Raw genomic sequence first — 13445 nt, 5'->3', positions numbered from 1 at the left:
TCTGAATGGAGATCGCCTTCGGGCGGTTAAGGCGGTGGTGCCGGATTGCCGGTGCTGTCGAGTAAGTGGTCACCCGGCCAAGCTGGTTAGTCGAGCAGATGTGATCGGGTTAGTTGGTGGCCGCGGGGCTTTCGAGCTCCAACTGAACAGGTAAAGGAAGAATCATGCCGCGTCGTCGCGAAGTCCCCAAGCGGGAAGTGTTGCCGGATCCGAAGTACGGCAACGTGGATGTAGCCAAGTTCATGAACATGCTGATGCTGTCCGGCAAGAAGTCGGTGGCTGAGCGCATCGTTTATGGCGCATTCGAACAAATCCAGACCAAGGGTGGCAAGGACCCGCTGGAAGTGTTCACGGTCGCGCTCAACAACGTGAAGCCGGTGGTCGAAGTGAAGAGCCGTCGCGTTGGTGGTGCGAACTATCAGGTTCCGGTCGAAGTGCGCCCGTCGCGTCGTATGGCATTGGCGATGCGCTGGTTGCGCGAGGCTGCGAAGAAGCGTAGCGAGAAGTCGATGGCGCTTCGCCTTGCTGGTGAACTCTCCGAAGCGGCTGAAGGCCGCGGCGGCGCGATGAAGAAGCGCGACGAAGTTCACCGGATGGCGGAAGCCAACCGTGCGTTCTCGCACTTCCGTTTCTAAGCGCCAGGCTGGGCTTTAGCGGAAAAATTCCGGGCGGGTGCGCTTTTTCGAGCGCCTCGCCCGTTTGTGTTGAGGCGCGCTGCGACAAGGGTCGCATCGTGCCAACCAATAGAGGATCAAAGTGGCTCGTAAGACTCCTATCGAGCGCTACCGCAACATCGGTATTAGCGCTCACATCGACGCCGGCAAGACGACGACGACCGAGCGCATTCTGTTTTACACCGGCGTGAACCACAAGATCGGTGAAGTTCACGACGGCGCAGCGACGATGGACTGGATGGAGCAGGAACAGGAGCGTGGCATCACGATCACGTCCGCTGCTACCACGGCGTTCTGGAAGGGCATGGGCAACAACTACCCGGAACACCGCATCAACATCATCGACACCCCGGGCCACGTCGACTTCACGATCGAAGTCGAGCGCTCGATGCGCGTGCTCGACGGCGCGTGCATGGTGTACTGCGCGGTGGGCGGCGTGCAGCCGCAGTCGGAAACGGTGTGGCGTCAGGCGAACAAGTACAAGGTGCCGCGTCTCGCGTTCGTCAACAAGATGGACCGTACTGGCGCGAACTTCTTCAAGGTCTACGACCAGCTCAAGCTGCGTCTGAAGGCGAATCCTGTTCCGGTCGTGGTGCCGATCGGCGCGGAAGAGAACTTCAAGGGCGTCGTCGACCTGCTGAAGATGAAGGCGATCATTTGGGACGAAGCGTCGCAAGGCACGAAGTTCGACTACGTCGACATCCCGGCCGAGCTCGCCGACACCTGCCAGGAATGGCGTGAAAAGATGGTCGAAGCGGCGGCGGAAGCCAGCGAAGACCTGATGAACAAGTACCTGGAAGAAGGCGATCTGCCGGAAGCCGACATCGTCAAGGCGCTGCGCGACCGTACGATCGCGTGCGAAATCCAGCCGATGCTGTGCGGTACCGCGTTCAAGAACAAGGGCGTGCAGCGCATGCTCGACGCCGTGATCGACTTCCTGCCGTCGCCGGTCGATATCCCGCCCGTCAAGGGCGAGCTCGAAAGCGGCGAAGCGGCCGAGCGCCGTGCTTCCGACGAAGAAAAGTTCTCGTCGCTCGCGTTCAAGATCATGACCGACCCGTTCGTCGGCCAGTTGATCTTCTTCCGTGTGTATTCGGGCGTCGTGAATTCGGGCGACACGCTGCTGAACTCGACCAAGGGCAAGAAAGAGCGCCTCGGCCGTATTCTGCAGATGCATGCGAACCAGCGTGAAGAAATCAAGGAAGTTCGTGCGGGCGACATCGCCGCCGCGGTCGGCCTGAAGGAGGCGACCACGGGCGACACGCTGTGCGATCCGGCGCATCCGATCGTGCTTGAGCGCATGGTGTTCCCGGAGCCGGTGATCTCGCAGGCCGTCGAGCCGAAGACGAAGGCCGACCAGGAAAAGATGGGCCTCGCGCTGAACCGTCTCGCGCAGGAAGATCCGTCGTTCCGCGTGCAGACCGACGAAGAGTCGGGCCAGACGATCATTTCGGGCATGGGCGAGCTCCATCTCGAAATTCTGGTCGACCGGATGAAGCGTGAATTCGGCGTGGAAGCGACCGTCGGCAAGCCGCAGGTCGCGTACCGCGAAACGATCCGCTCGACGGCGAAGGACGTCGACGGCAAGTTCGTCAAGCAGTCGGGTGGTCGCGGCCAGTACGGCCATGCGGTCATCACGCTCGAGCCGAACGAGCAGGGCAAGGGCTACGAGTTCTTCGACGAGATCAAGGGCGGCGTGATTCCGCGCGAGTACATCCCGGCCGTCGACAAGGGCATCCAGGACACGCTGAAGGCGGGCGTGCTGGCGGGCTTCCCGGTCGTCGACGTGAAGGTTCACCTGACGTTCGGTTCGTACCACGACGTCGACTCGAACGAAAACGCGTTCCGCATGGCCGGTTCGATGGCGTTCAAGGAAGCGATGCGCCGTGCGAATCCGGTGGTGCTCGAGCCGATGATGGCGGTCGAAGTCGAAACGCCGGAAGACTACATGGGCAACGTGATGGGCGACCTGTCGGGCCGTCGCGGCATCGTTCAGGGCATGGAAGACATGGTCGGCGGTGGCAAGATCGTTCGCGCGGAAGTGCCGCTGTCGGAAATGTTCGGCTATTCGACGTCGCTGCGTTCGCTGACGCAAGGCCGTGCAACGTACACGATGGAGTTCAAGCACTACGCCGAAGCTCCGAAGAACGTTGCCGACGCGATCATCAGCGCGAAGTCGAAGTAAGCTGCATCTACCAACTGATTATTTTTTGAAAGAAGAGAATCATGGCAAAAGAGAAGTTTGAGCGGACCAAGCCGCACGTGAACGTTGGTACGATTGGTCACGTTGACCACGGCAAGACGACGCTGACGGCAGCGATCGCGACGGTGCTGTCGGCGAAGTTCGGCGGCGAGGCGAAGAAGTACGACGAAATCGACGCGGCGCCGGAAGAAAAGGCGCGCGGCATCACGATCAACACGGCGCACATCGAGTACGAAACGGCGAACCGCCACTACGCGCACGTCGACTGCCCGGGCCACGCCGACTACGTGAAGAACATGATCACGGGCGCCGCGCAGATGGACGGCGCGATCCTGGTGTGCTCGGCCGCGGACGGCCCGATGCCGCAAACGCGTGAGCACATCCTGCTGGCGCGTCAGGTCGGCGTGCCGTACATCATCGTGTTCCTGAACAAGTGCGACATGGTGGACGACGCCGAGCTGCTCGAGCTGGTCGAAATGGAAGTGCGCGAACTGCTGTCGAAGTATGACTTCCCGGGCGACGACACGCCGATCATCAAGGGTTCGGCGAAGCTGGCGCTGGAAGGCGACAAGGGCGAGCTGGGCGAAGTGGCGATCATGAACCTGGCGGACGCGCTGGACACGTACATCCCGACGCCGGAGCGCGCGGTCGACGGTGCGTTCCTGATGCCGGTGGAAGACGTGTTCTCGATCTCGGGTCGCGGCACGGTGGTGACGGGGCGCGTCGAGCGTGGCGTGATCAAGGTCGGTGAGGAAATCGAAATCGTCGGCATCAAGCCGACGGCGAAGACGACCTGCACGGGCGTGGAAATGTTCCGCAAGCTGCTGGACCAGGGTCAGGCGGGCGACAACGTCGGTATCCTGCTGCGCGGCACGAAGCGCGAAGACGTGGAGCGCGGCCAGGTGCTGGCGAAGCCGGGTTCGATCACGCCGCACACGCACTTCACGGCTGAAGTGTACGTGCTGAGCAAGGACGAAGGCGGCCGTCACACGCCGTTCTTCAACAACTACCGTCCGCAGTTCTACTTCCGCACGACGGACGTGACGGGCTCGATCGAGCTGCCGAAGGACAAGGAAATGGTGATGCCGGGCGACAACGTGTCGATCACGGTGAAGCTGATTGCGCCGATCGCGATGGAAGAAGGTCTGCGCTTCGCCATCCGTGAAGGCGGCCGTACCGTCGGCGCCGGCGTCGTCGCCAAGATCATCGAGTAATATCGACGGTCTCCGGATTCGTGTAGAATTTGTCATTTGGCAGTAGAAGTATCGATCGGGACCGGGTGCCTTGCTCTCCGCAGGCGCCCGGTCCCACGTTCTTTATCTGATCTGGCGGCGCAACACCGCCTCGCTCTTTTCAAGGAATTGTCATGCAGCAACAGAAAATCCGCATTCGCCTGAAGGCTTTCGACTATCGTCTGATCGATCAATCGGCTGCCGAAATCGTCGATACCGCGAAGCGGACTGGCGCAATCGTCCGTGGCCCGGTGCCGCTGCCGACGCGCATCCAGCGTTTTGACATCCTGCGTTCGCCGCACGTCAACAAGACGTCGCGCGACCAGCTCGAAATCCGCACCCACCAGCGCCTGATGGACATCGTCGATCCGACCGACAAGACGGTCGACGCGCTGATGAAGCTCGACCTGCCGGCCGGCGTCGACGTGGAAATCAAGCTGCAGTAAGGCTTCCAGCGCCGTCCGGCTTGCCGGGTGGCGCTAAGTCTTTGATTGCTTGCAGAAAACGAGGGGCCTCGCTATAATGTTAGGCTTTTCGCGTATTTGCGTAAAAAGCCGTCGGCCTGAGTCTCTTCAGGTTGCGGCGTTTTGTAAATTAGCCCCGACCAATCGCAGTCGGGAATGGAGAAAACGATGAGCCTTGGACTCGTAGGTCGCAAGGTTGGCATGACCCGTATCTTCACGGCGGAAGGGGATTCGATCCCCGTCACCGTGCTCGACGTGTCGGACAACCGCGTGACGCAGATCAAGACTGTTGAAACCGACGGCTACACGGCCGTGCAGGTTGCATTCGGCTCCCGCCGCGCATCGCGCGTGACGAAGCCGCTGGCAGGTCATCTCGCCAAAGCCGGTGTCCAGGCCGGTGAAATCCTCAAGGAATTCCGCATCGCAGCCGACAAGGCCGCCGAGTTGTCGAACGGCGCCGTGATCGGTCCGGATCTGTTCGAAGTGGGCCAGAAGGTCGACGTGCAAGGCGTGTCGATCGGTAAGGGCTACGCGGGCACGATCAAGCGCTACAACTTCGGTTCCGGCCGTGCGTCGCACGGTAACTCGCGCTCGCACAACGTGCCGGGCTCGATCGGTATGGCGCAGGATCCGGGTCGCGTGTTTCCGGGCAAGCGCATGACGGGTCACATGGGTGACGAGACGGTGACGGTTCAGAACCTCGAAATCGCTCGCATCGACGCCGACCGCAAGCTGCTGCTCGTCAAGGGCGCAGTTCCGGGTGCGAAGGGCGGCAAGGTTTTCGTGACGCCGGCCGTGAAGACGCGTGCCGTGAAGGGGGCGAAATAATGGAACTCAAGCTCCTGAATTCGAATGGTCAGGAAGGTGCGGTGGTCAATGCGTCGGACGTCGTGTTCGGCCGTGACTACAATGAAGCGCTGATCCACCAGGTCGTCGTTGCTTACCAGGCGAACGCTCGCCAGGGCAACCGCGCTCAGAAGGATCGCGAGCAAGTCAAGCACACGACGAAGAAGCCGTGGCGCCAGAAGGGTACGGGCCGCGCTCGTGCCGGTATGTCGTCGAGCCCGCTGTGGCGTGGCGGTGGTCGGATTTTCCCGAACTCGCCGGACGAAAACTTCTCGCACAAGGTCAACAAGAAGATGCATCGCGCAGGTCTCTGCTCGATCTTCTCGCAGTTGGCCCGCGAAGGCCGTCTGTCGGTCGTCGAGGACATCGTTCTCGAAGCGCCGAAGACCAAGCTGCTGGCCGACAAGTTCAAGGCCATGGGTCTCGAATCCGTGCTCGTCATCACCGACACGGTCGACGAAAACCTGTACCTCGCGTCGCGCAACCTGCCCCACGTGGCGGTTGTCGAGCCGCGCTACGCTGACCCGCTGTCGCTGATCTACTTCAAGAAAGTGCTGGTCACGAAGGCTGCGGTCGCCCAGATCGAGGAGTTGCTGTCATGAGCGAGATTCGCAAGAACGATCATCGTTTGATGCAGGTCCTGCTCGCACCGGTGATCTCCGAAAAGGCGACGCTGGTTGCCGACAAGAACGAGCAAGTCGTGTTCGAAGTCGCGCCGGATGCCACGAAGCAGGAAGTGAAGGCGGCTGTCGAGCTGCTGTTCAAGGTTGAAGTTGATTCCGTCAACGTGCTGGTCCAGAAGGGCAAGCAGAAGCGTTTCGGCCGTTCGATGGGCCGTCGCAAGGACGTGAAGAAGGCATATGTCTGCCTGAAGCCCGGCCAGGAAATCAACTTTGAAGCGGAGGCCAAGTAATCATGGCAATCGTCAAAGTCAAGCCGACGTCGCCGGGTCGCCGCGCGATGGTCAAGATCGTCAACAAGGACCTGCACAAGGGCAAGCCGCACGCCGCGCTGCTCGACACGCAGAGCTCCAAGGCCGGTCGCAACAACAACGGTCGCATCACGACGCGTCACCAGGGTGGCGGTCACAAGCAGCACTACCGCGTGATCGATTTCCGTCGCACGAAGGACGGCATTCCGGCGAAGGTCGAGCGTCTCGAGTACGACCCGAACCGCAGCGCGAACATCGCGCTGGTGCTGTACGCAGATGGCGAGCGCCGCTACATCATCGCGCCGAAGGGCGTGACGGTGGGCCAGCAGCTCATGTCGGGCTCGGAAGCGCCGATCCGCGCAGGCAACACGCTGCCGATCCGCAACATTCCGGTCGGCACGACGATCCACTGCATCGAAATGCTGCCGGGCAAGGGCGCGCAAATGGCGCGTTCGGCCGGTACGTCGGCAATGCTGCTGGCGCGCGAAGGCGTCTACGCGCAGGTTCGTCTGCGTTCGGGCGAAATCCGCCGCGTGCATATCGAGTGCCGCGCGACGATCGGCGAAGTCGGTAACGAAGAGCACAGCCTGCGCCAGATCGGCAAGGCCGGTGCGAACCGCTGGCGCGGTATCCGCCCGACGGTGCGTGGCGTCGCAATGAACCCGATCGACCACCCGCATGGTGGTGGTGAGGGCCGTACTGCTGCGGGCCGCGACCCGGTGAGCCCGTGGGGCACGCCGACGAAGGGCTTCCGTACGCGTCGCAACAAGCGCACGACGACGATGATCGTCCAGCGCCGTCACAAGCGTTAAGGAGTAGGCAATGGCACGTTCTGTTAAAAAAGGTCCGTTCTGCGACGCCCATTTGCTGAAGAAAGTTGAGGCGGCTGCAGCTTCGCGCGACAAGAAGCCGATCAAGACCTGGTCGCGTCGCTCGACGATCCTCCCGGATTTCATCGGTCTGACGATCGCTGTGCACAACGGCCGTCAACACGTTCCGGTGTACATCTCGGAAAACATGGTCGGCCACAAGCTTGGCGAGTTCGCACTGACCCGTACGTTCAAGGGTCACGCGGCCGACAAGAAGGCCAAGAAATAAGGGGCTATCAAGATGGAAGTGAAAGCAATTCATCGCGGTGCCCGCATCTCGGCGCAGAAGACGCGCCTTGTGGCTGACCAGATCCGCGGTTTGCCGGTCGACAAGGCGCTGAACGTTCTGACGTTCTCGCCGAAGAAGGCGGCTGGCATCGTGAAGAAGGTCGTGCTGTCGGCGATCGCGAATGCGGAGCACAACGAAGGCGCCGATATCGACGAGCTCAAGATCAAGAGCATCTACGTCGACAAGGCCGCGTCGCTCAAGCGTTTCACCGCGCGCGCGAAAGGCCGCGGCAACCGCATCGAGAAGCAATCCTGTCACATCACTGTGACGGTCGGGAATTAAGGAGCCATACGATGGGACAGAAAATTCATCCGACTGGCTTCCGCCTGGCTGTCAGCCGTAATTGGGCTTCGCGCTGGTACGCGAACAACAACAATTTCGCGGCGATGCTGCAGGAAGACATCGGTGTTCGTGAGTATCTGAAGAAGAAGCTGAAGAACGCTTCGGTCGGCCGCGTCGTCATCGAGCGTCCGGCGAAGAACGCACGCATCACGATTTTCAGCTCGCGTCCGGGCGTCGTCATCGGCAAGAAGGGCGAGGATATCGAGCTGCTGAAGACGGAACTGCAACGCCGCATGGGCGTGCCGGTTCACGTCAACATCGAAGAGATCCGCAAGCCGGAAACCGATGCGCAACTGATCGCCGATTCGATCACGCAGCAGCTCGAGCGCCGGATCATGTTCCGCCGCGCGATGAAGCGCGCGATGCAGAACGCGATGCGTCTGGGTGCCCAGGGCATCAAGATCATGAGCGCAGGCCGTCTGAACGGCATCGAAATCGCGCGTACCGAGTGGTACCGCGAAGGCCGCGTGCCGCTGCACACGCTGCGCGCCGACATCGATTACGCGACTTCGGAAGCGAAGACGACGTACGGTGTCATCGGCGTCAAGGTGTGGGTGTACAAGGGCGACACGCTCGGCCGCAACGATGCGCCGGTGGTCGAGGAAGTGACCGAAGACAAGCGTCCGCGTCGCAATGCGCGTCCGGGCGACCGTCGTCCGCGCCGTGACGGCGAAGGCGGCGCTCCGGGCGCTCGCCGTGGCGGTCCGCGCCGTGGCGCCGGCAAGCCGGAAGACGGCAAGACTGGAGAATAACGATGCTGCAACCGAAACGCAGGAAGTATCGCAAAGAGCAGAAGGGGCGTAACACCGGTATCGCCACGCGCGGCAACGCCGTGTCGTTCGGTGAGTTCGGCCTGAAGGCTGTCGGTCGCGGCCGTCTGACCGCGCGTCAGATCGAGGCGGCGCGTCGTGCGATGACGCGTCACATCAAGCGCGGCGGCCGCATCTGGATTCGCATCTTCCCGGACAAGCCGATTTCGCAGAAGCCGGCCGAAGTGCGGATGGGTAACGGTAAGGGTAACCCTGAGTACTACGTCGCCGAGATTCAGCCGGGCAAGATGCTGTATGAAATGGATGGCGTAACCGAAGAACTGGCGCGTGAGGCGTTCCGTCTGGCCGCAGCGAAGCTGCCGCTGAAGACGACGTTCATCGTGCGTCAGCTCGGCGCCTAAGGAGAAAACATGAAGGCTTCCGAACTTCTCCAGAAAGATCAGGCCGCGCTCAACAAGGAGCTGTCGGACCTGTTGAAGGCGCAATTCGGCCTGCGCATGCAACTCGCGACCCAGCAGCTCACGAACACGAGCCAGTTGAAGAAGGTTCGTCGCGATATCGCGCGTGTGCGGACCGTCCTGACTCAGAAGGCGAACCAGAAATGAACGATAGCGTGAAAACCTCGCTGAAGCGGACGCTCGTCGGTAAGGTCGTCAGCAACAAGATGGACAAGACCGTCACCGTGCTGGTCGAGCACCGCGTCAAGCACCCGATCTACGGCAAGTATGTCGTGCGTTCGAAGAAGTACCACGCGCACGATGAAGCGAACACCTACAACGAAGGCGATCTCGTCGAAATTCAGGAAACCCGTCCTGTTTCGAAGACGAAGGCCTGGGCGGTGTCGCGTCTCGTCGAGGCAGCCCGCGTGATCTAAGCGGGACCGGCAGTAAAAAGTGCTTCAGCAGGTGAAGTACTTGAAATCGCAAAGTTTTTGCTTGCGTGACCGGGATTGTTTGTTATAATCCCGGTCTTCCCTCTTTATGGGAGCCCCGTCGCGGGCGAAGTAACTGGTGGGGGAAGCGGACGGGCGTCAGGCCTGCTCCGAAGGATTCACCGATTTGCGATGGCGGGTTTCGTTAGCCGTCGCTGCTGTTCCAACCCAAGCAGCCGATTGGCTGACGGGACCAAGACTGACCGTATGCGCCATGGTGGCGTATCCGGATTAAGTTGGGAAAGACAAACCATGATCCAGACCGAATCTCGGCTTGAAGTGGCCGACAACACGGGTGCGCGTGAAGTCATGTGCATCAAGGTGCTCGGCGGCTCGAAGCGTCGTTATGCCAGCATTGGCGACATCATCAAGGTGAGCGTCAAAGAGGCAACGCCGCGCGGGCGCGTGAAGAAAGGCGAAATCTACAACGCCGTGGTGGTCCGCACCGCCAAGGGCGTTCGTCGTCAAGACGGCTCGCTGATCAAGTTCGACGGCAACGCCGCTGTGCTTTTGAATAACAAGCTCGAGCCGATCGGCACCCGTATCTTCGGGCCGGTCACGCGTGAGCTGCGTAGCGAACGATTCATGAAGATCGTGTCGCTGGCGCCGGAAGTGCTGTAAGGAGTCGCGATGAACAAGATTCGCAAGGGTGACGAAGTGATCGTCATCACCGGCAAGGACAAGGGCAAGCGCGGTGTCGTGCTGGCCGTGGGCGCCGAGCATGTGACGGTCGAGGGCATCAACCTCGTCAAGAAGCATGTGAAGCCGAACCCGATGAAGGGTACGACGGGCGGCGTGGAAGCGAAGACGATGCCGCTGCATATTTCGAACGTCGCACTGGTCGACGCGAACGGCAAGGCTTCGCGTGTTGGCATCAAGGTCGAGGATGGCAAGAAGGTTCGCTTCCTGAAGACGACCGGTGCCGTGCTGGGCGCCTGACGCTGCGGAGTAGAAAAATGGCACGTTTTCAAGAGTTTTACAAAGAGAAGGTTGTTCCCGGCCTGATCGAGAAGTTCGGCTACAAGTCGGTCATGGAAGTGCCGCGCATCACCAAGATCACCCTGAACATGGGTCTTGGCGAAGCGGTCGCCGACAAGAAGGTCATCGAGAACGCCGTCGGCGATCTGACGAAGATCGCGGGCCAGAAGCCCGTCGTGACGAAGGCTCGCAAGGCAATCGCGGGCTTCAAGATTCGCCAGGGCTATCCGATCGGCGCGATGGTCACGCTGCGCGGCCGTGCGATGTACGAATTCCTCGATCGTTTCGTGACGGTTGCCCTGCCCCGCGTGCGCGACTTCCGCGGCGTGTCGGGCCGTGCTTTCGACGGTCGCGGCAACTACAACATCGGTGTGAAAGAGCAGATCATTTTCCCCGAAATCGATTACGACAAGATCGACGCGCTGCGTGGGCTGAACATCAGCATCACGACGACTGCGAAGACCGACGACGAAGCGAAGGCTCTGCTCGCCAGCTTCAAGTTCCCGTTCAGAAACTGAGGTTACCGTGGCTAAACTGGCACTGATCGAACGTGAAAAGAAGCGCGCTCGCCTTGCGCAAAAGTACGCTCCGAAGCGTGCTGAACTGAAGGCGATCATCGACGACGCGAGCAAGTCCGACGAAGAGCGTTACGCCGCTCGCCTGGAACTGCAACAACTGCCCCGCAACGCGAACCCGACCCGCAAGCGTAACCGCTGCGCGATCACGGGCCGTCCGCGCGGCACGTTCCGCAAGTTCGGCCTCGCGCGCAACAAGATTCGTGAAATCGCATTCCGTGGCGAGATTCCTGGCCTGACCAAGGCGAGCTGGTAATAGGAGAAACATAAATGAGCATGAGTGATCCTATCGCCGATATGCTGACTCGCATCCGCAACGCGCAGATGGTCGAGAAGGTTTCGGTGTCGATGCCCTCGTCGAAGGTCAAGGTTGCGATCGCGCAGGTCCTGAAGGACGAAGGCTATATCGACGATTTCGCCGTGAAGGCGGATGGCGCGAAGGCCGAACTGAACATTGCGCTGAAGTACTACGCAGGCCGTCCGGTCATCGAGCGCCTCGAGCGCGTGTCGAAGCCGGGCCTGCGCGTGTACCGCGGCCGCAACGAGATTCCGCAGGTCATGAATGGCCTCGGTGTGGCTATCGTGTCGACGCCGAAGGGCGTGATGACCGACCGCAAGGCGCGCGCTACGGGCGTCGGCGGCGAAGTCATCTGCTACGTCGCTTAACCGAAAGGAGAGAGGAACATGTCTCGAGTAGGTAAGAGCCCGATCGCGCTGCAAGGCGCGGAAGTCAAGCTGGCCGACGGTGCGATCATCGTCAAGGGCCCGCTGGGCACCATCACGCAAGCGGTCAATCCGCTCGTGAACGTGGCGAACAACGACGGCACGCTGAATCTGTCGCCGGTCGACGACAGCCGCGAAGCAAATGCACTGTCGGGCACGATGCGCGCGATCATCGCGAATGCCGTGCACGGCGTGACCAAGGGTTTCGAGCGCAAGCTGACGCTGGTGGGCGTCGGTTATCGTGCGCAGGCGCAAGGCGACAAGCTGAACCTGTCGCTGGGTTTCTCGCACCCGGTGGTGCACCAGATGCCGGAAGGCATCAAGGCTGAAACCCCGACGCAAACCGAAATCGTGATCAAGGGGATCGACAAGCAGAAAGTCGGCCAAGTGGCTGCGGAAGTCCGCGGCTACCGTCCGCCCGAGCCTTACAAGGGCAAGGGCGTGCGCTATGCCGACGAGGTTGTGATCCTCAAAGAAACGAAGAAGAAGTAAGGGTGCGCAATCATGGATAAGACTCAATCTCGCCTGCGCCGCGCTCGCCAGACGCGTATCAAGATCGCCGAGTTGCAGGTCGCGCGTCTCGCCGTGCATCGCACGAACACGCACATCTACGCACAGGTGTTCTCGCCCTGCGGCACCAAGGTGCTGGCCAGCGCGTCGACGCTCGAAGCCGAAGTTCGTGCGCAGCTCGCCGACAAGTCGGGCAAGGGCGGCAACGTCGCCGCCGCCACGCTGATCGGCAAGCGTATCGCCGAGAAGGCCAAGGCCGCCGGCATCGAATCCGTCGCCTTCGACCGCTCGGGCTTCCGCTACCACGGCCGCGTGAAGGCGCTGGCCGAGGCAGCTCGCGAAGCTGGGCTCAAGTTCTAAGGAAGGAATCGTCATGGCAAAGATGCAAGCGAAAGTTCAGGCTGACGAGCGCGACGACGGCCTTCGCGAAAAAATGATTTCGGTCAATCGCGTGACCAAGGTCGTGAAGGGGGGCCGGATTCTCGGCTTCGCCGCGCTGACCGTGGTCGGCGATGGCGATGGCCGCGTCGGCATGGGCAAGGGCAAGGCGAAGGAAGTGCCCGTCGCTGTTCAGAAGGCGATGGAGCAGGCCCGCCGCAACATGTTCAAGGTGCCGCTGAAGAACGGTACGCTGCAGCACGAAGTGCACGGCAAGCACGGCGCATCGACGGTCCTCCTCGCTCCGGCGAAGGACGGTACCGGCGTGATCGCCGGCGGCCCGATGCGCGCGGTGTTTGACGTGATGGGCGTGCAGAACGTCGTCGCGAAGAGCCACGGCTCGACGAACCCGTACAACCTCGTTCGTGCGACGCTGGACGGCCTGCGCAAGCAGTCGACCCCGGCTGACATCGCGGCGAAGCGCGGCAAGTCCGTCGAAGAAATTTTGGGCTAAGCCCAGGTGGTCACCATGTCTGAAAAAACTGTCAAGGTTCAGCTCGTGAAGAGCCTGATTGGGACCCGCGAATCGCACCGCGCCACCGTGCGCGGTCTGGGTCTGCGCCGTCTCAACTCGGTCAGCGAGCTGCAGGATACGCCGGCGGTGCGCGGGATGATCAACAAGGTCTCGTACCTTGTCAAGGTCATCGGTTAAGCGGCCGACTACGGATCA

The 13445-nt window shown here is 61.3% G+C and carries 23 protein-coding genes; all 23 read left to right on the top strand.

The features are described 5' to 3' along the window. Positions 1 to 164: 164 nt before the first annotated feature. The 23 genes from rpsG to rpmD all read left to right on the top strand — a co-directional run bounded on the left by rpsG (position 165) and on the right by rpmD (position 13427). Positions 165 to 635: a 30S ribosomal protein S7 gene (gene rpsG / locus WS92_RS27535; RefSeq protein ID WP_004198359.1), complete on the top strand. Its 471-nt coding sequence runs from the start codon at positions 165 to 167 to the stop codon at positions 633 to 635. Positions 636 to 756: 121 nt separating this feature from the next. Beyond that, positions 757 to 2859 carry an elongation factor G gene (gene fusA, locus WS92_RS27530; protein WP_006029844.1) on the top strand — a complete coding sequence of 701 codons (2103 nt, stop codon included), beginning with the start codon at positions 757 to 759 and terminating at the stop codon, positions 2857 to 2859. Positions 2860 to 2900: 41 nt separating this feature from the next. Further along, entirely contained in the window at positions 2901 to 4091 is a 1191-nt protein-coding gene (gene tuf / locus WS92_RS27525) for an elongation factor Tu (protein ID WP_015601108.1), read from the top strand. 152 nt (positions 4092 to 4243) lie between these two features. Continuing rightward, positions 4244 to 4555, top strand: coding sequence for a 30S ribosomal protein S10 (gene rpsJ / locus WS92_RS27520; RefSeq protein WP_004199280.1), 312 nt, complete (start codon positions 4244 to 4246; stop codon positions 4553 to 4555). Between the two features lie 186 nt (positions 4556 to 4741). Next, positions 4742 to 5401 (top strand): 50S ribosomal protein L3, encoded by a 660-nt coding sequence (gene rplC, locus WS92_RS27515; protein ID WP_009913851.1) that lies wholly within the window; start codon positions 4742 to 4744, stop codon positions 5399 to 5401. Further along, on the top strand, positions 5401 to 6021 hold the full coding sequence (gene rplD, locus WS92_RS27510; RefSeq protein WP_006029285.1) for a 50S ribosomal protein L4: 621 nt from the start codon (positions 5401 to 5403) through the stop codon (positions 6019 to 6021). The genes rplC and rplD overlap by 1 nt, the downstream gene beginning before the upstream one ends. Further along, a complete protein-coding gene (rplW, locus tag WS92_RS27505) occupies positions 6018 to 6332 on the top strand; it encodes a 50S ribosomal protein L23 (protein ID WP_004199275.1) in 315 nt (104 codons plus the stop codon). The genes rplD and rplW overlap by 4 nt, the downstream gene beginning before the upstream one ends. 2 nt (positions 6333 to 6334) lie before the next feature. Next, complete coding sequence (gene rplB / locus WS92_RS27500; protein WP_009687195.1) at positions 6335 to 7162, top strand: 50S ribosomal protein L2; 828 nt, start codon at positions 6335 to 6337, stop codon at positions 7160 to 7162. Between the two features lie 10 nt (positions 7163 to 7172). Then, positions 7173 to 7448 (top strand): 30S ribosomal protein S19, encoded by a 276-nt coding sequence (gene rpsS / locus WS92_RS27495; protein ID WP_004199273.1) that lies wholly within the window; start codon positions 7173 to 7175, stop codon positions 7446 to 7448. 12 nt (positions 7449 to 7460) lie between these two features. Continuing rightward, a complete protein-coding gene (gene rplV / locus WS92_RS27490) occupies positions 7461 to 7790 on the top strand; it encodes a 50S ribosomal protein L22 (RefSeq protein ID WP_004199272.1) in 330 nt (109 codons plus the stop codon). 11 nt (positions 7791 to 7801) lie between these two features. After that, complete coding sequence (rpsC, locus tag WS92_RS27485; protein WP_009906433.1) at positions 7802 to 8602, top strand: 30S ribosomal protein S3; 801 nt, start codon at positions 7802 to 7804, stop codon at positions 8600 to 8602. 2 nt (positions 8603 to 8604) lie between these two features. Next, positions 8605 to 9021, top strand: coding sequence for a 50S ribosomal protein L16 (gene rplP / locus WS92_RS27480; RefSeq protein WP_006029288.1), 417 nt, complete (start codon positions 8605 to 8607; stop codon positions 9019 to 9021). A gap of 9 nt (positions 9022 to 9030) precedes the next feature. Then, positions 9031 to 9225, top strand: a complete 195-nt coding sequence (rpmC, locus tag WS92_RS27475; protein WP_004199856.1) for a 50S ribosomal protein L29 — start codon at positions 9031 to 9033, stop codon at positions 9223 to 9225. Further along, entirely contained in the window at positions 9222 to 9494 is a 273-nt protein-coding gene (rpsQ, locus tag WS92_RS27470; RefSeq protein WP_004201274.1) for a 30S ribosomal protein S17, read from the top strand. The genes rpmC and rpsQ overlap by 4 nt, the downstream gene beginning before the upstream one ends. A gap of 309 nt (positions 9495 to 9803) precedes the next feature. After that, the gene (gene rplN, locus WS92_RS27465) at positions 9804 to 10172 is read left to right on the top strand and encodes a 50S ribosomal protein L14 (protein WP_004197951.1); all 369 of its coding nucleotides are present in this window, start codon (positions 9804 to 9806) and stop codon (positions 10170 to 10172) included. Positions 10173 to 10181: 9 nt separating this feature from the next. Beyond that, on the top strand, positions 10182 to 10490 hold the full coding sequence (rplX, locus tag WS92_RS27460; RefSeq protein WP_006029290.1) for a 50S ribosomal protein L24: 309 nt from the start codon (positions 10182 to 10184) through the stop codon (positions 10488 to 10490). A gap of 17 nt (positions 10491 to 10507) precedes the next feature. Beyond that, positions 10508 to 11047 carry a 50S ribosomal protein L5 gene (rplE, locus tag WS92_RS27455; protein ID WP_006029291.1) on the top strand — a complete coding sequence of 180 codons (540 nt, stop codon included), beginning with the start codon at positions 10508 to 10510 and terminating at the stop codon, positions 11045 to 11047. Positions 11048 to 11054: 7 nt separating this feature from the next. Continuing rightward, positions 11055 to 11360: a 30S ribosomal protein S14 gene (gene rpsN, locus WS92_RS27450; RefSeq protein WP_004197948.1), complete on the top strand. Its 306-nt coding sequence runs from the start codon at positions 11055 to 11057 to the stop codon at positions 11358 to 11360. Positions 11361 to 11374: 14 nt separating this feature from the next. After that, on the top strand, positions 11375 to 11770 hold the full coding sequence (gene rpsH, locus WS92_RS27445; protein WP_004185153.1) for a 30S ribosomal protein S8: 396 nt from the start codon (positions 11375 to 11377) through the stop codon (positions 11768 to 11770). A gap of 18 nt (positions 11771 to 11788) precedes the next feature. After that, complete coding sequence (gene rplF, locus WS92_RS27440) at positions 11789 to 12319, top strand: 50S ribosomal protein L6 (RefSeq protein WP_006029292.1); 531 nt, start codon at positions 11789 to 11791, stop codon at positions 12317 to 12319. Between the two features lie 12 nt (positions 12320 to 12331). Further along, on the top strand, positions 12332 to 12697 hold the full coding sequence (gene rplR / locus WS92_RS27435; RefSeq protein WP_004197946.1) for a 50S ribosomal protein L18: 366 nt from the start codon (positions 12332 to 12334) through the stop codon (positions 12695 to 12697). A gap of 13 nt (positions 12698 to 12710) precedes the next feature. Next, on the top strand, positions 12711 to 13229 hold the full coding sequence (rpsE, locus tag WS92_RS27430) for a 30S ribosomal protein S5 (protein WP_004197945.1): 519 nt from the start codon (positions 12711 to 12713) through the stop codon (positions 13227 to 13229). Positions 13230 to 13244: 15 nt separating this feature from the next. After that, positions 13245 to 13427 carry a 50S ribosomal protein L30 gene (gene rpmD, locus WS92_RS27425; RefSeq protein WP_004202755.1) on the top strand — a complete coding sequence of 61 codons (183 nt, stop codon included), beginning with the start codon at positions 13245 to 13247 and terminating at the stop codon, positions 13425 to 13427. The last annotated feature ends 18 nt before the right edge of the window (positions 13428 to 13445 follow it).

The sequence above is a fragment of the Burkholderia sp. MSMB1588 genome, from assembly GCF_001546925.1.
GTDB lineage: Bacteria > Pseudomonadota > Gammaproteobacteria > Burkholderiales > Burkholderiaceae > Burkholderia > Burkholderia humptydooensis.
The sequence above is the reverse complement of the archived record's forward strand: the minus strand, read 5'-3'. Positions and strand labels throughout refer to the sequence as shown.